The sequence below is a fragment of the Peribacillus simplex genome (assembly GCF_001542915.1).
Classification (GTDB): domain Bacteria; phylum Bacillota; class Bacilli; order Bacillales; family DSM-1321; genus Peribacillus; species Peribacillus simplex_B.
This window is the reverse complement of record NZ_LNNH01000041.1, coordinates 1-18,577: the sequence shown is the minus strand read 5'-3', so window position 1 is coordinate 18,577 and position 18,577 is coordinate 1. Positions and strand designations below refer to the sequence as shown.

At 42.5% G+C, this 18,577-nt stretch carries 20 protein-coding genes; 8 read left to right on the top strand and 12 right to left on the bottom strand.

Features of this window, described 5'->3' with window-relative positions; all coding sequences use genetic code 11:
- Positions 1-471 precede the first annotated feature (471 nt).
- The 3 genes from AS888_RS19165 (at position 472) to AS888_RS19155 (ending at position 4,304) form a co-directional block, all read left to right on the top strand.
- Positions 472-1,359: a cation diffusion facilitator family transporter gene (locus AS888_RS19165; RefSeq protein WP_061143749.1), complete on the top strand. Its 888-nt coding sequence runs from the start codon at positions 472-474 to the stop codon at positions 1,357-1,359.
- A 237-nt stretch (positions 1,360-1,596) separates the two neighbouring features.
- The gene (locus tag AS888_RS19160; RefSeq protein WP_061143748.1) at positions 1,597-2,706 is read left to right on the top strand and encodes a sensor histidine kinase; all 1,110 of its coding nucleotides are present in this window, start codon (positions 1,597-1,599) and stop codon (positions 2,704-2,706) included.
- A gap of 266 nt (positions 2,707-2,972) precedes the next feature.
- A complete protein-coding gene (locus tag AS888_RS19155; protein WP_061143747.1) occupies positions 2,973-4,304 on the top strand; it encodes a hemolysin family protein in 1,332 nt (443 codons plus the stop codon).
- A 43-nt stretch (positions 4,305-4,347) separates the two neighbouring features.
- Here AS888_RS19155 and uptA read toward each other — a convergent pair whose 3' ends face one another.
- From uptA to AS888_RS19140, 4 genes are all read right to left on the bottom strand, one after another.
- Positions 4,348-4,980, bottom strand: coding sequence for an undecaprenyl phosphate transporter UptA (gene uptA, locus AS888_RS19150; RefSeq protein WP_061143746.1), 633 nt, complete (start codon positions 4,978-4,980; stop codon positions 4,348-4,350).
- A 156-nt stretch (positions 4,981-5,136) separates the two neighbouring features.
- Positions 5,137-5,310, bottom strand: coding sequence for an Lmo0850 family protein (locus AS888_RS25940; RefSeq protein WP_155645559.1), 174 nt, complete (start codon positions 5,308-5,310; stop codon positions 5,137-5,139).
- Between the two features lie 134 nt (positions 5,311-5,444).
- Positions 5,445-6,158, bottom strand: coding sequence for a FixH family protein (locus AS888_RS19145; protein ID WP_061143745.1), 714 nt, complete (start codon positions 6,156-6,158; stop codon positions 5,445-5,447).
- 94 nt (positions 6,159-6,252) lie between these two features.
- Positions 6,253-6,825 (bottom strand): YitT family protein, encoded by a 573-nt coding sequence (locus AS888_RS19140; RefSeq protein ID WP_311316491.1) that lies wholly within the window; start codon positions 6,823-6,825, stop codon positions 6,253-6,255.
- Positions 6,826-7,387: 562 nt separating this feature from the next.
- Between AS888_RS19140 and AS888_RS19135 the strand changes: the two genes are divergently transcribed.
- A complete protein-coding gene (locus AS888_RS19135) occupies positions 7,388-8,737 on the top strand; it encodes a hemolysin family protein (protein WP_061143744.1) in 1,350 nt (449 codons plus the stop codon).
- Positions 8,738-8,932: 195 nt separating this feature from the next.
- Here AS888_RS19135 and AS888_RS26505 read toward each other — a convergent pair whose 3' ends face one another.
- Together AS888_RS26505 and ytvI are read right to left on the bottom strand one after the other, a co-directional pair.
- Positions 8,933-9,088 carry a hypothetical protein gene (locus AS888_RS26505; RefSeq protein WP_155645558.1) on the bottom strand — a complete coding sequence of 52 codons (156 nt, stop codon included), beginning with the start codon at positions 9,086-9,088 and terminating at the stop codon, positions 8,933-8,935.
- Positions 9,085-10,080, bottom strand: a complete 996-nt coding sequence (ytvI, locus tag AS888_RS19130; protein ID WP_260320313.1) for a sporulation integral membrane protein YtvI — start codon at positions 10,078-10,080, stop codon at positions 9,085-9,087. The genes AS888_RS26505 and ytvI overlap by 4 nt, the downstream gene beginning before the upstream one ends.
- A gap of 176 nt (positions 10,081-10,256) precedes the next feature.
- Here ytvI and AS888_RS19125 point away from each other — a divergent pair, with 176 nt between their 5' ends.
- Positions 10,257-10,460: a hypothetical protein gene (locus tag AS888_RS19125; RefSeq protein WP_081092527.1), complete on the top strand. Its 204-nt coding sequence runs from the start codon at positions 10,257-10,259 to the stop codon at positions 10,458-10,460.
- Between the two features lie 33 nt (positions 10,461-10,493).
- Here AS888_RS19125 and AS888_RS19120 read toward each other — a convergent pair whose 3' ends face one another.
- Positions 10,494-10,673 (bottom strand): hypothetical protein, encoded by a 180-nt coding sequence (locus AS888_RS19120; RefSeq protein WP_155645557.1) that lies wholly within the window; start codon positions 10,671-10,673, stop codon positions 10,494-10,496.
- A 192-nt stretch (positions 10,674-10,865) separates the two neighbouring features.
- Between AS888_RS19120 and AS888_RS19115 the strand changes: the two genes are divergently transcribed.
- Complete coding sequence (locus tag AS888_RS19115) at positions 10,866-11,282, top strand: MarR family winged helix-turn-helix transcriptional regulator (protein ID WP_061143740.1); 417 nt, start codon at positions 10,866-10,868, stop codon at positions 11,280-11,282.
- Between the two features lie 306 nt (positions 11,283-11,588).
- On the opposite strand, the gene AS888_RS25930 is transcribed toward AS888_RS19115, so the two are convergent.
- The 3 genes from AS888_RS25930 to AS888_RS19100 form a co-directional block, all read right to left on the bottom strand.
- The gene (locus tag AS888_RS25930; protein ID WP_155645555.1) at positions 11,589-11,786 is read right to left on the bottom strand and encodes a hypothetical protein; all 198 of its coding nucleotides are present in this window, start codon (positions 11,784-11,786) and stop codon (positions 11,589-11,591) included.
- Between the two features lie 95 nt (positions 11,787-11,881).
- Entirely contained in the window at positions 11,882-12,337 is a 456-nt protein-coding gene (locus AS888_RS19105; RefSeq protein ID WP_061143738.1) for a GNAT family N-acetyltransferase, read from the bottom strand.
- Positions 12,309-13,370, bottom strand: coding sequence for a nitronate monooxygenase (locus AS888_RS19100; RefSeq protein WP_061143737.1), 1,062 nt, complete (start codon positions 13,368-13,370; stop codon positions 12,309-12,311). Before AS888_RS19100 ends, AS888_RS19105 begins: the two co-directional genes overlap by 29 nt.
- A 139-nt stretch (positions 13,371-13,509) precedes the next feature.
- On the opposite strand from AS888_RS19100, the gene trhO reads away from it, so the two are divergent.
- Positions 13,510-14,475 (top strand): oxygen-dependent tRNA uridine(34) hydroxylase TrhO, encoded by a 966-nt coding sequence (trhO, locus tag AS888_RS19095; protein ID WP_061143736.1) that lies wholly within the window; start codon positions 13,510-13,512, stop codon positions 14,473-14,475.
- A gap of 389 nt (positions 14,476-14,864) precedes the next feature.
- On the opposite strand, the gene AS888_RS19090 is transcribed toward trhO, so the two are convergent.
- Both AS888_RS19090 and AS888_RS19085 read right to left on the bottom strand, forming a co-directional pair.
- Positions 14,865-15,497 (bottom strand): superoxide dismutase family protein, encoded by a 633-nt coding sequence (locus tag AS888_RS19090; protein ID WP_061143735.1) that lies wholly within the window; start codon positions 15,495-15,497, stop codon positions 14,865-14,867.
- A gap of 167 nt (positions 15,498-15,664) precedes the next feature.
- A complete protein-coding gene (locus AS888_RS19085; protein ID WP_061143734.1) occupies positions 15,665-16,972 on the bottom strand; it encodes a CitMHS family transporter in 1,308 nt (435 codons plus the stop codon).
- Between the two features lie 191 nt (positions 16,973-17,163).
- Between AS888_RS19085 and AS888_RS19080 the strand changes: the two genes are divergently transcribed.
- Positions 17,164-18,375, top strand: coding sequence for an MFS transporter (locus AS888_RS19080; RefSeq protein WP_061143733.1), 1,212 nt, complete (start codon positions 17,164-17,166; stop codon positions 18,373-18,375).
- The last annotated feature ends 202 nt before the right edge of the window (positions 18,376-18,577 follow it).

Genomic DNA, 18,577 nt, shown 5'->3' with positions numbered 1-18,577 from the left:
GAGGCTCCCCGACCGCCCGCGGAAAGCGAGTGCCTGGAGTGGAAATCAACGTCTAAATTGTACAGGCCATAAAAATAGACAAACTCGATTTCTATCGAGTTTGTCTACAGTCTGAGCAGGATTCCATAGAGAATCCTGCTTTTTTTGGCATACCGAACAAAATTATCTTCATTCAAGAATGAATAAATGGCTTCTAGGCAAACAAAAAAGCAGCCTCATGCTCCCCGTTGACCATCGTGGCTTAGGTTATGATCGCATTTTCCCTTTCAGTCTTTTTGGCTCCTCTTGCGGAAGTATTTATTTATCGTTCGACGGTTAGAATATACTATTGGTTTCCAAAAAAATTAACCGACTCATGATTGCATTAGAATGCATACACCCTTTCAACCAACTTCTTTTGTCCATTATTGTACAGCTCAATATGGTTTGTTTCATGAATAAACCTAATTATCATCGGGAAGGGGGATAGACATGGATAAACATTCGGTTTCGGCTGAAAAAGGCGCCTACATAAGCATTGCCGCTTACATATTCTTGTCCGCTCTTAAATTGTCGTTTGGCCATTTCGGTGAATCCAAAGGACTCTGGGCAGATGGTTTAAATAATACGACCGACATTATCGCCTCGATTGCCGTATTGATTGGTTTGAAAATTTCAAAGAGACCGCCAGATGATAATCATTCATACGGCCATTTAAGGGCGGAAACCATAGCATCGTTAGTCGCTGCCTTCATCATGATAACCGTGGGCCTGCAGGTTGTATACAGTGCTGTGGAATCCTTCTTCCAGCCAGATTCGACGACCGTCCCGAATATGCTGACCGCTTATGTCGCACTTTTCTCTGCTCTCTTCATGTACGGAATTTATCGTTACAATTTGGTTTTAAGTAAGAAAATCAACAGCTCCTCCATTTATGCCGTTGCACAGGATAACCGTTCCGATGCCCTTGTCAGTGTCGGTGCGTTTATAGGAATACTCGGTTCCAAGCTTGGAATTCCTTGGTTGGATGCCATAGCCGCTGCAGTCGTGGGTATCATCATCTGCAAAACGGCATGGGGCATTTTCCGGGATGCCTCCATTTCTTTAACCGATGGATTCGACGAACAGCTGCTGCAAAAGATTGGTCACACCATTATATTGACAGAAGGCGTTAAAGGCATGAGTGAAATTAAGGCACGCATGCATGGAAGTGAAATCCTGCTCGAAACCACCGTGCTCGTTGATCCTCTTTTGACCGTCATCCAAGGTCACGATATTACTGTTAATATCGAAGAAAACCTTTTTAAAGAATTTAATATCCAGCATGCAATCGTTCACATCGAACCATTTGCCATTAACAGGAAAGGAGACCGTCAGTAACTTTACGGACTCCCTTTTTTTATTTTCATCCTTGTAATAACTGTAATAAAACCAGCACAAAAAGAGGTATTCTTTTATTGATTGACGAATTACTAACCCATTGACACATGTCTAAACACCATTAATCTGTTATCATAAACACATCATGTAATTATTTTGATATTTTGTAATTTTTATTGAAGAAAATAAATTTCTGGGTCAAAAGTAAATTCATTTTCCTACAGTATGGAGGGCAAAATGGTATCTAATCGAGAAATGACCATTCACTTTTTATCTTCTCAAAAGAGCACTATCCTTTCTAAATGGAAAGATGAACTGCTGCATTTACCGGATGGATATGTAGGTTACTTCAAGCGGGAAGTGGAAAACGTTTTCAGTTTATTGATGGATCAACTTGAAAAATCGAATACGGACATGGGAGATATACTGAGGGTAATCGGTGAAAAAATTGCAACTGACCGAGTCAATAAGCAGTTGAATATGGAAGTTTTCTTTTCCTCTGTAACCATCGGAAGGTCTATCTTCATTGAACACGTTTTAATTTCCAGGATGCCTATGGAAGAAGGATCCGCTCTCATTAAGCAAATCAACGTTTACTTCGATCAACTCATTCAGTTTGCATCATCCCATTATACCGATTTGAAAACGAAGGAACTGGACGAACGCTATCAATTCATAAGCCCTAACCATAAAGACCGTTTGACACTTTTAGGCCAAATGACCTCAAGTTTTGTCCATGAATTCCGCAATCCTCTGACTTCCATCATGGGATTCATACAATTGCTACAAGCAGAACAACCTGAAATCAAATATCTTGATATCATTTCCAAGGAGTTGGATCAGCTCAATTACCGGATTACCCAATTCCTCAATATGTCCAAAAAGGAAACATCGGGATCGCCGACAGAACTATTTTCGATCTCCCGACTGGTTAACGAGGTAATTGAATTTTTATATCCCAGCATTTTGGAAGTCAACGCTTCGATTACATGTAACGTTGCCGATGATGCCGTCATTTCAGGTTCTGAAGAGGAATTTCGCCAAGTGTTATTGAATATCATTTTAAATGCCTTGGATGTAGTGACTGGGATGCCTTCCCCATCCATTTATATTTCCGGCTCTGAATCACCCCCTGGCATCCTTACCTTGAATATTTCCAACAATGGTCCGAAGATACCGGAAGAGGTCCTGCCGAATATTTTTGAACCTTTCATCACCACAAAAAAAAGGGGGACGGGGCTGGGGCTATTCGTCTGTAAAGAAATCGTTTTGAAACATAAAGGAACCTTATCATGTCATTCAACCGATTTCCTGACGACCTTTTCAATACAGCTGCAAACTAAATAATGAATAAATATCCTGATTTCCTTGGATTTTCAGTGTGAAATTTTTGACTGAATGGCCTCCGTTTACTTATACTATTAGGAAGGTTCCGCTACTGATCGAGGTGAATGACGCTATAGATCGAAAATTCTCATATGGAATAAACCGATATTTATTTTTCATCTGCCATTTATAAAAGTTAATCATTTCATTTATTATTGGTTTTGGGAGGTGACTGGGATAATTAGGTCGTCCGGCATCAACGGCGATTCAATGGAATCCCTCACTATTTGGACATATTAAGTTTGTTATTAGTCATTATTTTAATCGCTTTAACTGCCTTTTTTGTAGCTTCCGAATTTTCGATCATCAGGGTTCGCAGCTCAAGGCTCGACCAATTGATTGAAGAAGGAAACAAAAAAGCCATGGCGGCCAAGAAAGTTACATCCGATCTTGATGAATACCTTTCCGCGACACAGCTCGGCATTACAGTGACTGCCCTTGGATTGGGGTGGCTGGGACAACCGACTGTCCTCACATTGGTAGGACCTTTATTCAATGCCTTACATTTCCCACAGGAAGTCACAAGCATTCTGACATTTATCATTTCATTTTCCCTGATAACATTCCTGAATGTCGTTGTTGGTGAATTGGCACCGAAGACCGTCGCCATTCAAAAGGCGGAACAAGTGGCCTTGGCTATTGCCGGCCCGCTGATTTTTTTCCATAAGATTGCCTTCCCCTTCATTTGGGTATTGAATCACTCCTCTCGCTTCGTTGTAGGATTATTTGGCTTCAAGCCTGCGTCCGAAAGTGAAATAGCCCATACCGAGGAAGAATTGCGCTTCATCCTTTCCGATAGTTATAAAAGCGGAGAGATTAACCAATCGGAATTCAAATATGTAAGCAATATCTTTGAATTCGATGACCGTGTTGCCAAAGAAATCATGGTCCCAAGGACAGAAATCATGACCATTTCGAAAGATGAAACGGTACAGGAATTCGTCGATGTGGCAAAGTTGGAGAAGTACACACGATATCCTGTTGTCGAAGGTGATAAAGACCATGTCATCGGCTTGGTGAATTTGAAAGAGGTTTTCTCGGACCTTATTCGTAATCCGGAAATCCAAGTCAAGGCGATTGAAAATTACTCACGTCCGATCATTCGGGTCATGGAAAATATACCTATTCATGATCTGCTGTTGAAAATGCAAAAAGAACGCATCCATATGGCTATTTTGATGGATGAATACGGCGGTACCTCCGGCCTTGTCACAGTCGAGGATATCCTCGAGGAAATCGTTGGGGAAATCAGGGATGAATTCGATATCGATGAAGTCGCCTCCATCCGGAAAATCAAGGATGGGCACTATATTTTAGACTCGAAGCTTCTTGTCAAGGAAGTGAATGATCTACTTGGCATTCACTTGGAAGAAGACGATGTCGATACCATCGGCGGATGGGTGCTTACGGAAAATTATGATGTGAATGTAGGGGACATCATGGAAAAGGACGGATTTTGCTTCAAGGTGATTGAAATGGAAGATCACGCCATTCGTTCCATAGAAGTGACAAAAAAGGTCGTTAAGCTTCCTCTCGAGGAAGACCTTCCCCAAAGATAGATGAAAAAACAGCCCCGTAAACAACGAGGCTGTTTTTTTGTATTCATTTATCAGAAAACCGACCTATTTTTTTAACCAATACGACCGGGGGAGGACTCTTCCTTTTCCATATGATATAAAGCATGATGAAAACAAAGGAAAAACCTGCTGCCGGAATTAGATATGGCGCAGTGATTTCCCTGACTTGCTGCCAATTATCACCGAGGATTTTTCCTAAGGATAAAAACAAAATGGTCCAGGGTATGACTGCCGCAATCGTATAGAAGATGAATTTCCATACGGACATCCTGGCTATTCCTGCCGGGATGGAAATGGCATGGCGGACAACCGGGATGAATCGAGCCGTGAAAATGACCCCTACCCCATAACGTTGAAACCAACGTTCGGACATAAAAATATGCTTTTCCTTTATTAAAATATATTTTCCATACTTCAACAAAAAAGGCCGTCCGCCATAGTAACCAGCCCAATAAAGAAATAGCTGGGCCATCGTCCCGCCTGCTACCCCTGCAAGGACGGCTCCCCAAAAATTCATTTTTCCTAGGCCCACCAAATATCCGCCGTATCCGAGAACAAGCTCACTCGGGATGACTTCGACCATCAGCCCCAATAATATGCCCATATACCCCATTCCGGCAAACCAATTCAATATCGTCATTATAAGCTGTGATACCATTCAATCGGACTCCCCTTAACACCAATTTCAAAATGTTTGTCCTTATATCCTATTCGGGACACAGCGTTCTATTCGGTTTTTCATATTCTGCCCTATACTCGGTACCGCCTAGATTATTGCACAAAAAAAAGACCAGCAAATATGTGCTCCGGTCTCTCATTGCATCAATATTCCTTTAGCCTCCGTTTTTCGGACGAATTGCGAAAAAGCAGCTGTGGTGAGTAAGGATGAATCCGTTTGCGAAACATTGTTGAAAATCTCCTGCCGTGATTTCGTTTTTTCAATATGAATCCCGAGATCCTTATACTTATTGATGATTCGGTTCTTCATGCTCACCTCACCCTTTCTGCTGTACTGTATCGTATCGTTATTCTTTACCTTCCCATTTTAATAATGGGTAAAACCTATTAAATCGATTTAAGCTAAAAAACCATGTTATCCTTATTCATTTTTTTATTCATTTTTCAATTCACTTGAATGGTTTGCAACTGGTGTTCGTGGACCTCATCTTTCTCGACATGCACCTGCACTTTATAGGTACCCGGTTCAACGAATGACACCTTATTTTGATAGCTCCCATTTCCTTCGTCCTCAGCCTTGGTGAATTGACTTTCTTCGCTGCCATCCTTCCATACCTCGAAATTCACGTCTGCATTTGTCAGCGGTTTCCCATCCAATTCTACGCTCGCGGCAAAGGTCGAGCTGCTGCCAGCCTTTACAGGGTTGCTTTGGAACTCAATCGATACATCCGTACTGGGATGAGCCGTTGCACTTTCATCCTCATGTTCTGGGATGACAACTTCTTTTTCAGGCATCACATGAAGGCCCTTGGCCGTTACATGGGCAATAACAATATATTTCCCTTGCTCCGTAAACGTATGCATCACTTGATACTTGCCGCTCCCCGTATTTTTCGAATCCAACATTTCCCTTTTGTCTTGTCCGGACTTTCTCACTTCAAATAACACCTCATCAGCTTCATTCACTAAGCGGCTTCCTTGTTTCACTGTCGTTTCAAGAATGACTTCCTTTCCTTTATCCAAACTCCCTTTAATCGCGATCGATGCTTCCATGGAATCCGGAACGGCACTGTTCACTTCTTTATCCTCTTGCATTTCTGCCTGTTGACAGCCAGCCAGCATAATTAACAACGCGGAGCACATATAGATTTTTTTCATTCGTATTTCCCCTTACCGGTTATTGGACTAAAACTCCGTCCTATTCATATTGCCCATCCTTTCCTTTTTTCAGATTTTTATACGTAAATTAACATCAAGCCGTTCGCATCACGGTGACTGAAGTCAGCATGGCTACTGCAATGATCGTTAAAAATGAATATAAAAAGACGGAAGTCCCTACAACACTCAACCCGAAAAGCAGAACACATCCATCAATGAAGAAAATCAGCAAACCAACATTCAGTCCGCTCTTCCTCGAAAGGATCTGTGCCAGCATATCCGTTCCGCCTGTAGAGGTTCCATACCGAAGCATCAAGCCAATTCCGAGCCCGATCAACGCTCCCCCGATTACAGCACTAACATAAATCGGTAAATGCCAACCGGTGATGGCATCCGAAAAAATATCGATGCATAAAGAAGAAAATAACAACCCATGCAGGCTGTTCAGAAATAGCTTTTTCTCAAAGTACCAAGCATATATATATAATGGAATACTGCTGAGGATTACCCCCAACCCTGTTGGAAGTCCGATATAGTAATGAAAAATCAGGCCAATCCCGATCATGCCTCCATCCAATAAATGATAGGGTATCAGAAAGAAGTTGATACCCACCCCTACAAGCATGCTGCCGGCAAGAACCGCCGCAATCCTTTCCATCATTTTCATCAATGTCCCCCTTTTATACGCCATAAAACCTGTCCTTCTTCTAAGAATATGATTATACAGTCCAAATAATAATGAAAACTGCAATTATTTATGAATCAGCCCATTAATTTTCAGAATATTCCATCATATAATACAATAAAGTAGAGAAAACAGCCAAAAACGGCTAATTATTAGCTCAAATTGACTCTTTACAAGCAATTTACCTGATTTAAGGAGCAGTAAGCTGTTTGACTGAATGATGTTCTCTTTCTATAATGAAAGTATTTAAATTAATTAATTGAGGTGATTTGATGGGGCATTAAAGAATGTTCGTTTTGACGGACGGACGCTGCTTTGCGTAACGGACATGTGCATACTTTTGATAAATGGATGCAAGCCATTATGCAGGAATTCTTCTATTTCCCGTCTGCGCATCGCTTATCGGCATACACTATAATTCTCTTCAAGCTATGTACGACCGGTCCCAAAATATTTGGCAAGACAAAAAAAATATACTTGTATATTTTAAAAATGTAGGAGGTGGACTCCTTATTCGTCTCGGAGACGATGTAAGGGAGACTATTTGGACATATTAAACTTGGTAATTATTGCCATTTTAATTGCTTTAACAGCATTTTTTGTTGCTACGGAGTTTGCGATCGTTAAAGTGAGAAGCACGAGGGTCGATCAATTAATTGAAGAAGGAAATCCGAATGCTCTTTCAGCAAGGAAGGTCATATCCAACCTGGATGAATACCTTTCGACTTGCCAGCTCGGCATTACCGTAACGGCCTTAGGGCTCGGGTTCCTTGGAGAACCGACGGTTGAAAACATTTTGCGACCACTTTTGAATCAATTAAACCTTCAATCTGCTTCACATGTACTCTCAGTTGCGATTGCCTTTTCTTCCATAACGTTCATACATGTAGTCGTTGGGGAACTGGCACCGAAAACATTGGCGATTCAAAAAGCGGAGCAGGTCACGTTATTGGTTTCCAAACCTTTAATAGGCTTTAACAAAATCATGTACCCTTTCATCTGGGTACTGAATGGTTCTGCAAGGGCTCTGACCAAAATGCTAGGATTAAAAGCGGTTTCTGAACATGATTTGGCTCATACAGAAGAAGAGCTGCGTATCATTGTTTCCGAAAGCTATAAAAGTGGCGAAATTAACCAATCTGAGTTTAAATACGTGAATAAGATCTTTGAATTCGATGATCGGATTGCAAAAGAAATCATGGTTCCACGTACTGAAATTGCAACGATATCCAAGGATGATACGATCGAACAGTTTTTCACGGTCATGGCGGAAGACAACTTCACCCGTTATCCTGTCATCGATGGCGATAAAGATCACGTCATCGGAATGGTCAATATCAAGGAACTATTCACTGAAATGATAGACAAGAGCAATCATGCGGCTGCATCGATCAACAGATATGTTCGTCCGATCATCCGCGTCATCGATAGCATCCCGATTCACGATTTACTTTTAAAAATGCAAAAGGAACGTATCCACATGGCTATCCTCATGGATGAATACGGCGGTACATCAGGTTTGGTAACCGTTGAAGATATCCTCGAAGAAATCGTTGGCGATATCCGTGATGAATTCGACCTGGATGAAGTGCCCGACGTACGCAAATTAAAAGAAGATCATTATATTATCGATGCGAAGGTATTGGTCAGCGAAGTGAATGATTTACTTGGTTTGGATATAAATGATGAAGACATCGATACGATGGGCGGCTGGATCCTTACCGAGAATTACGAGGCAAAGCAAGGTGATGTCTTAACTTTTGGACCTTATAATTTTAGGATAAAAGAAATGGAAGATCACCATATTCGTTATATTGAAATATATAAACCAGCAAAAATAGTAAGCGAAGTAAAAGAATTTCCAATGATTTCGCAAACCGAAATCGTATCATAAAAATACCCCCCGTGCCTCATCTTGTTGAGGCACGGGGGGTATTTTCGTTTCATTGGTACATGAAATGATAAACAGCATATTATAAACAAAATAAACCCCCATCAAGATTGAATGAGTACAACGAGTATAGTTCAACCTTTATTGTTTCATACTGTTAGAAAAGCAATATTTATGAAGGAGTGAAGAATTATGAAACTAATAACCATTTGCCAGCACTGCAAAGGGAAAGGTAAAACCCGCTATCTTCAATTCTTTTCCCGGGATTGCTCTCATTGCCATGGCCAAGGCAGGGCAATAAAAGATATGTCCGATATTAGAAACCACGCCAAAAATCTTTAACCATTGTTTCATAATTTAAAGTTGGATTTGATGACACCTGCTTTCTTTAACGTATCATAAACGATGAGCAGCGAAGGACCAAGAAAAAGCCCGACGAAGCCAAGCATTTTAAAACCTAAATAAAGGCTTATCAATGAAGCCAATGGGGACAACCCCATATTTGCGGAATAGATTTTTGGTTCGATCGTCCTTCTTACGATTGTTATGACCAGGAACAGGATAACCAGGCCAATCCCTAAATGATGATTTCCTTGTGCCCAAACGATGGCTGCCCAAGGAACGAGAACAGATCCCGTACCCAATATGGGGAGAATGTCCACGACAACAATTAACAGAGCCAAAGGGATTGCATATTTCACATTTAACAACCATAGCCCCCCATATGCCATGATGAACGTAATTAGACTCAAAAGGACCTGTGCTTTGATGAAGCCAATTGCTGCATTGCTTAAATCTTGATAAACTAGCGATATTTTTTGAAAAGTGGAAGTCTTTAAGTATTGGACTCCCTTTTTCCTTAACTTAGGCAATTCCAAACTGATCAAGAATAAAGCGATTAAATAAATGAGCAAATCAATGAATAAACCCGGAATTAGCGTAACGAACTGGACCATATCCTGAACAAAGCCCTCCGTGAAACCCTCAAGTGCCTTGACGCCCTTTTCCATCGTTTGTTCCACAGATTGGATGAGATTTGGCGGAAGCGTTTGGGAATATTGTTCCCATTGCCTTATGACAGGCAATATCGCCGTCAAATACATTTGACGTATCAATTCAGGAAATTCCTCTGAATAGACCATGATTTTTTTGATTAAAACCGAGAAGGAAAAATAGGTGATGCCAAGCAAACTGCCTACATATAAAACGAATGAAATCAAGACGGCCCATAATCGATGCAGCTTTGCCGTTTCACTAATCATCCGGACCAATCCATCCAAAAGAATCGCAGTGAGTAACGCCAAGATCAAAGCCCATGAATAAGGAATAATGAATATTATGCCCAAGAGGATAATCCCCCTCCAAAACCAGCGAAAAAAATCAGCAACATTCACTGAGCAAACCCTCCTTGCTCTTTCTTGTTCTCTCTATATTTATGAAACGGGGTCACATATATTTCGCATACACGTTTTATTTTCTTAATTTAGGGAAAAAGAGTTACAAAGAGATGGAGGGATTGACTGTGGATAACAAAGATAAGGAAAAGTATCTTGAAGAGCGTAACGATAAATCCAAGGCATTCAAAGAAAATCAAGAAAAGCAGCTGGAACGTGACCAAGTCGTCATGCCCATCGAAGATTTACCCATCGATGAAATTAAATATGAACGACAGGAAGAACGAAATAAAAAGGAAACGAAGCATCGCTCCACGAGCGAAAAGTTTTAAACCAAAACCAGCCGATCACAGGCTGGTTTTGGTTTATGCTCCCAAGAGCACAATCATCATCTTCCTGAGGCAGCCTACCTCTTCTGGAGCCTTACATTTCTTGCAGAAAAGAAATCCAGGCCCCTGCGAAGCACTTGTAATGACCCCCAAGCCCATTTCGCCGACCGAGCCAGCAAAAAAATAATATTCGCCCGCATTTTTTCCAGTTTTCACTTCGTTAAGCTCCATTTTGTCATGATTCAGGAGATTGGACTTCCATCAAATTCAATTCCACCGCCATTCTCGTCCCCCGTTCGTGTTTTTATTCCAAAAATAAACATTGACTGAAATGAATGATTCTTTACAATAGACTTTTAAGAATTAAAGAATATAATGGATTGGTCGACCATTATAAAGGAGAATCATATGAACCCTACTCAATTATTTCATCAATATTTACAAGTTTCCCGATCATTAGTCAGCAAAATGAATGAGCAAATCACAGCCCTTGAAATTTATCATAATCAGTGGACAATCTTGAATTATTTAAAGAATTGTGGATATTCCACCATACCCGATATTTGCAATTACTTGGATGTAGATAGTGTCATCATCACCCGTTCGGTCAACAGCATGGAACAAAATAATATGATTAAGCAAGTTCCAGGAAAAGATGAACAGGAAAAAAGAATCGAACTGACTCCCCGGGGCAAGGAAGTACATACTAAATGCCTTAAAATTGCAGAAAAGATTGAAGGAAAAGCCTTGGAGGGGATCACGGAAGAAGAACAGGAGTTATTTTTTCAGACCGTCCTTAAAATTCTCAATAATATAAGAAATTGAAATCACCGTCTATTCGTAAGTTATCTTTCTAAGATGCATGAAACCATTGCCAAGCCTTTTTCCAAACTCGGATTGCTTCTATGAAGGATAAATCGAAGCCATGCTCCATCCCCCGGCATGCAGCGATTCAATTAGTATTGATTCACTGCTGGCTGCTGTTGTTTACGTTTACCAACACGTGTCAGCGATGATGCAAGCTCACTTCAACTTGCATGCTGCAGCATTTTACGAAAAATCGTATTTATTTTTTATTCAGATGGCGTTTTTCATGACCATTTCCCATAAAAAGACAGACAGTTCCCAGAATTATTCCGGAAACCGTCTGTTTCTATCCGTTAACCCTCTACTGATCAAAGCACCTGGGTTCTTTGGATACTCCATAGTAACTGAAAGTTTTTCAAAAAGTTGCGGAGCTAGCTGTGTCGTCCAGTTGCATCTCCCTTGCAAGGATGGAATGGATTTTAGCAGCAAGACGGAATTCCACGCGTCAATTTTCTCAACCATGTTATCCTTCCTTTTTGAACGAGTCGGACCTATCGGTATCTAGATAGGCTCATGTTTTCTGGTCCCTCCTCCTTCGTCGTATCCAAAATGGCCGTTCACAAAATGTTTCGTGACAAGCGAACCATATCACGGCACTGAATTCCATTTTCATACAACGCCTCGGAATAATGTTTAGTAAAAAAGTCTCGATCGACGCCAACTATTCTGAATCCGCATTTTTGGTATAAAGCAAGCTGTCCAATACTCGAATTCCCTGTGCCGATTTCCATCAATTTATACCCTTGCTCCCTTGCGTAGCCAATGGCATGCCCAATCAATTGTCTCCCAATTCCTTTTCCATGATGCTTTTCATCCACTGCGATATTTTTTATCTCCATCATATCCGTTCCTTTTTGCAGCAAAACATACACGCCGAGGATTTGCTTGTCTCGCTCTGCAACAAAGCATATCCCTTTACCCAAGTAATCCTCTACCATTTCCTTTGATGGATCTGCCAAAAGCAACAGGTGCAGCGGCGGGGACTCACCGATGAATAACTGCCTTATCTCCATCTCCATCCACTCCTCCCCATTTTAGCTCTTCCATTAGAAGCTCGACCAATTCAGCGGCAGGAATTTCCCTGCTAAGCTTATACCCTTGTCCTGCCCATAAAGCCATCAATTCAGGATTGCCTTTCTGCCCTGCCGCTTTCCTCATTTGCTTGGTCATGTGATGGACAGATGGATAGGCGGCTGGTGCAGCGTGATCATTCACCTCCATAAAGTGGTTCACCAACCCGCGTGCCCTCCTGCCGCTAAAAGCCCGGGTAACTGCAGTTCGGTTAAATCGCGGATCATTGAGTGCTGCCTTATGGACTGGACTTGCCCCGCTTTCTGGGCAGCGAAGGAATGCCGTCCCCAATTGTGCCGCCATTGCTCCCGCAGCGAGCACCGCAGCGATATCCTTCCCATGCATCAATCCTCCCGCAGCAATGAGCGGCAAGTTCAGTTCATTTTCAATCATCCTTATTAATACCAACAGGCCATAATCGTCTTCTGTCCTGTTTTCAAAGCTGGCTCGATGCCCCCCTGCCTCCATCCCTTGCACACATAAAACGTCGGCACCGGCATCTGCCGCTTTTTTTGCTTCCTGAAGGTTGGTTACGGTCACGGCAATGAGGGCACCAGTGCCTTGAAGGTTCCTTAATACACGGGATTCAGGACACCCAAAGGTAAAACTGATGAAATCGACCTTGATTTCTTTCAATACAGCCAATTTATTTACCCAATCATCATCATCACCGGCTCCGTAGCCGACGGTGGCGCCCACACTTCTGGCAGCATTTTCGATTCTTGAACGGTAGGCGGCCACTGCTGTTTCATCAATTGCTTCGTTTCCCGGTACAAAAACATTCACGCCAAAAGGAAACTCCGTCAAACGACGGGTTTGCTCTATCTCATCTTTCATCTCTTTTGCAGTCTTATAACCACCTGCTAAAAATCCCAGCCCTCCCGCATTGGATACAGCAGCTGCAAGCTTTGGAGTCGATGCCCCTCCTGCCATAGGCGCTTGAATGATGGGATATCTCAATAAATCTTTGAACATTCCACACAACTCCTTTTGATTTTCATTCATGCTCTTATCATTTTTACGTTTTCTTGGTATAATGATTGTCTGTAAGAGATAAGTGTCTAAATGATCACCCTTTATATCTTGCAAATATAAAACATAGGTGGTAAAAAAAATGGAAACAAAACCATATAGAGTATTACTTTATTATTTATATGTACCTATCGAGAATCACGAAGAATTCGCAGTCGAGCATCTTGCGGCCTGTAAAGCTCTTGAATTAAAAGGCAGGATCCTCGTGGCAACGGAAGGAATCAACGGGACTGTTTCAGGTACGGTTGAACAAACCAATCAATATATGGACATGATGAAAAGCGATTCCCGCTTTGCCGATATCGTGTTTAAAATAGATGAAGCCGATGGCCACGCATTCAAGAAAATGCATGTTCGTCCGCGTAATGAGCTTGTCACCCTCCGCTTGGAAGATGACATTAACCCGAACCGGACGACGGGCCGCTACTTGAGCCCAAAGGAATTTTTCGAGCAAATGCAAGCTGAAGATACGATTGTCCTTGATGCCAGAAATGACTATGAGTTTGATTTAGGCCATTTCAGGGGGGCTATCAAGCCCGATATCACGAATTTCCGTGAACTTCCGGATTGGGTCCGCGAAAATAAACAAATGTTTGAAGGCAAAAAAATCCTGACGTATTGTACAGGCGGCATCCGTTGTGAAAAATTCTCCGGCTGGCTTGTCGAAGAAGGCTTTGAGGATGTCGGTCAGCTGCATGGCGGAATCGCGACATACGGAAAGGACCCTGAAGTCCAAGGTGACCTTTGGGATGGTCAAATGTACGTATTCGATGAAAGAATCGCCGTTCCCATCAATCAAAAAGAACATGTCATCGTCGGACGTGATATTTATTCAGGTGAACCGTGTGAGCGATATGTCAATTGTGCCAATCCTGAATGCAACAAGAAAATCCTTTGCAGTGAAGAAAACGAGCACAAACATATGCGCAGCTGTTCCCACGAATGCCGTGTGCACCCGCGTAACCGCTATATAGTCGAACATGGTCTTTCTGAAGAAGAAGTCGCTGAGAGATTGCAGCGGATCGAAGACGACCTTGCTGCAAAATGATTCATCGAACCCGAACTTGTGGACATTGGTCCCGATTCGGGTTCTTTTTATGCTGAAACCGACCATTTTCCAGTGAGTTTGCTTTTTGGAATGGGGCGTTTCACTAGTTGGTTTCGCGCCTTAACCGTGAAATTTTTATCCTGCTAGTCCATGCCATTTTGCTCCGAAAATTATTCGCCAAAATCAAACCTATGTTCTCGATCATCTCAACTTATTGGATTCTCTAAAATTTTTTCTCCTTAAATTGTCCCTGCACTTCCTCTTTTACTTCTATATCAATATAGGAAAAACCTTCTTTAAACATAAAAGAAAAAACTGAATAAAAATCAAAAAGCTTCGGAATGGGAACATTCCGAAGCCCTATTGCCTGCACCTTGCTTCAATGATGGTTATTTTTCTTCCGCGCTTACAATTATCCCGCAAGCTTGTCTATCGCCAGCATCTCCCGTTTTCAACGTATCTTCATCAGGGCCTTCTTGTCCATTGGCTTCATAGCGGTCTGGAATATTGGCAAAGTTGTCTGGGTTTGCATGAACGATGACTGCCAGCTCTTCCTTCTTCAATTGGTCGATCGACATGTTATCCAGCGTTGCCGTAAATTTTGCCGTGCCGTCCTCTTTTACAAATAAAGGAGGCATATCGCCCGCATGATGGGAGTGCGTTTCATCAGTTGGATTGAAGTGCCCTCCAGCTGTAGTGAATGGACCATCCTTAGCCTCTGCTTCGCAAATCGCATTTTCATGAATATGAAAGCCGTGGTAGCCTGGTTCAAGCCCTTCCAAAGCTGTCTGGATCAAAACTGCATTCCCTTCTTCGGTAAAATTCACGGTGCCAAGTGTTTTCCCTTCCACATCCTTAACTTCCGCCTTCACCTGTGGATCCGCGTCCGTTTGGGTTCCTTGTCCTATCGTATTCATGTCCTCGACATTTTTGTCACCCTGATTGGAATCATTCGCTGCATTGCAGCCATAAAGTAAAAAGGCAGCACACATGGGCAGCACAAGCTTTCGTTTATAGTTCATGATCATTCCCTCTCTTTCCGTTATCCATCTATCCTAATGTTTTCCACTAATATGGAAGAATAAACAGAAAGAGGGTGAAATGGTAAAATAGATTAAAATGGTGAAGGTAAATGCCTTACTAACTTCTCAGGCAAGACTTGGACATCCTAGGCTGATTGGCTCATCCATCACAAAGGGATGACGCCAAAGGCAATGGCTGCGATGGTCATGACGATGGTTGTCCCAAACGCCCACTTAAACAGGAATTTTTGGTGATCGGAAAAATCCACACCAACAAGGCCAATCAATATGAAGGTTGCAGGCACCAGCGGAGATAATGGGAACCCTGTGGTCGAATGCCCCAGCAAAGCGGCCCTTCCTATTTCTGCAGGTGCAATGCCAAAGTTCGATGCCGTTTCACTGATGATCGGCAAAATGCCAAAATAATAAGCATCAGGTGAAAAAATGAATCCCATCGGCAGGCTTGTAAGCGCCACAACGAGCGGCAGATGTGCCCCTAGCCAATCCGGAATGACTGTTACGATGGTAGCAGCCATCGAGTCCATCATCTTTGTTTCCGTGAATACCCCCGTAAAAATCCCTGCAGCAAAAATGAGTGTGCAAATCAGCACGAAACTATTGGCATGACTTAGTAGTCTTTCCTGCTGTTCTTTCGGATTCGGGAAGTTAACGAATAAAGCAACGGCAAATGCCGAAGCAAATAAAACTTGGATTGGAAGCACTTCCATCACCAACATGACCATCAGTAATATCGTCAACAGCCAGTTAAACCAAAATAACTTGGCTTGTTTTCCGGATCCGGTTTCGACGGCAGCGGCCTGTTCACTCATTCCAGGCGGCAGGTTCGTCTCCAACATACTGACCCCCAACCTCTCCCTTTCCTTTTTACCGAGGATATATGCTGAAAAAAGCGTCCATAATAATCCGCAAATCATGACGGGAATGAGCGGAATGAATAAATCCGATACTTCAACCTGAAGGCTGGCTGCCGCTCTGACCAAGGGCCCTCCCCAAGGTATCATATTCATGACACCCGCTCCTAAGCCGACGACACAGGCCAAGACAAGTCTATTCATCCCCAGTTTCAGATAAAGCGGCAGCATGGCCGAAACGCTGATCATGAAGGTAGAAGAACCGTCTCCATCCAGGCCTACCAATACCGTAATGATGGCCGTTGCCATGACAACTTTTAGCGGATCTCCTTTTACATAGCTCAAGATTTTCCCAATCATGGGCTGAAACAATCCAACGTCAATCATCAAACCAAAATATAATATGGCAAAAACGATCATCACCGCTGTTGGTGCCACCTTTAGTATCCCTGCCACCATCATATCTCCCATCTCGGAGGCAAAACCGCCTATCAAACCAAAGGCGATTGCCGTGAAGATAAAAGCCACGACGACCGATAATCGCTTTGTGATGACCAAGACAAGGAACGTAACAATCATGCAAAACCCCAGAATAGTTAACAATTTAAAACCCCTTCCACCAAATTTTAATTTTCTGAAAAATTAAACATTTTAAAATTATAACATCCGTTCATTCATTACAAAACCTGTTTTTCTGTACAAAAAGCAAAATCATTTAATAAATTAGTTAAATTCTGTATACTATTATTTAGGAACCCGAAGTATTTTCTGAGGAAAGAAGTGTTGAGTGTAAAATGAAACAACATCAAATAGCTAAACGAAACTTGTCCATCATGTGGTTCGCCAACTTCTTCATCGGCGGCAGCATGACGATGGTTCTTCCATTCATTTCTTTATACATTGGTACATTCGGCAATTATTCGACACAATATATCCAGCATTGGTCAGGGTGGACATTCGGAATCACCTTTGTGACTGCTTTTTTATTTTCTCCGGTTTGGGGACGAATTGGCGATCGGTATGGCAGAAAGAAAATCTTGATCGCCTGTGCCTTCGGGATGGGACTGTCCATTTTCTTGATGGGATTCGTTGAAAATGTTTGGCAGCTATTCATTTTAAGGATGTTCACCGGGATATTCACTGGCTTCATTTCAATGTCACAGGCCTTCATTTCGACCCAGACTCCGAAAGAAATTGCTGGCCGCGTACTCGGGACGCTGCAAACGGGGAATATAACTGGCTCGCTTTTCGGTCCATTGCTTGGAGGCATCCTTGCCGACACCGTCGGCTACTCCACTGCCTTTAAGTTCACCTCGATCACCATTTTCATTTCTGGCCTTCTTGTCATTGCAACGAAGGAATACCAAATGGAACGGCAGCAGGGAACAAAATCGAGCTACACAAGCAGGGAGGTTCTCTCTCATATCCTGCGCAACCCAATTCTCGTCAATATCATGCTCATTTCAACACTTGTTCAAGTTGCCCACTTCAGCATCCAGCCGATTCTTTCTTTGTACGTCGGCGAGCTGCACGGGACTTCGAATCTAGGATTTTATTCTGGGATCGCCTTTTCCGCGGCAGGACTGGGAAATCTACTGATGGCGCGTCATTGGGGCAAAATAGGCGACAGGCACGGTCATGTGAAAATCCTTGTGCTGCTACTTTTTCTGACAGCACTCGTTTACTTGCCCGGCGCTTTCATCGATCAGTTTTGGCAGCTCGTTTTTGTCCGATTCCTATTAGGCATAGCCATAGGCGGCATCATCCCGGTAAGGATCGCGTATATCCGCCAGGAAGCGCCCGTATCCATGCAAGGGGAAGTACTCGGATACAATACAAGTCTTCGTTTTTTAGGCAATATCATCGGACCTGCAATGGGCGGAATGGTCGCTGGCTTCTATGGATTCTCCGCTGTTTTCATCACGACCAGCACATTGCTCCTTATCGCCGGACTGATCCTTTATTTCGCGATGCACCGTAACCCAGAGTTGGCCCGTTCCCACTAATGCTTACTATAAGCGCCTGCTTCCCAACTAAAGTGGACTTTATAATGAAAACTACTCCACTTTAAGAAGATGCTGCCTGTATTTTTCAGGCAGCATCTTCTTTCAGTTTGTAGACAAAAGGGGTTCGGAATTAAAAAATTCCGAACCCCTTTTGAAATTCCTTTGAAATTTTGATCAAAGGTTACGAGATTTGGGCTCTTCG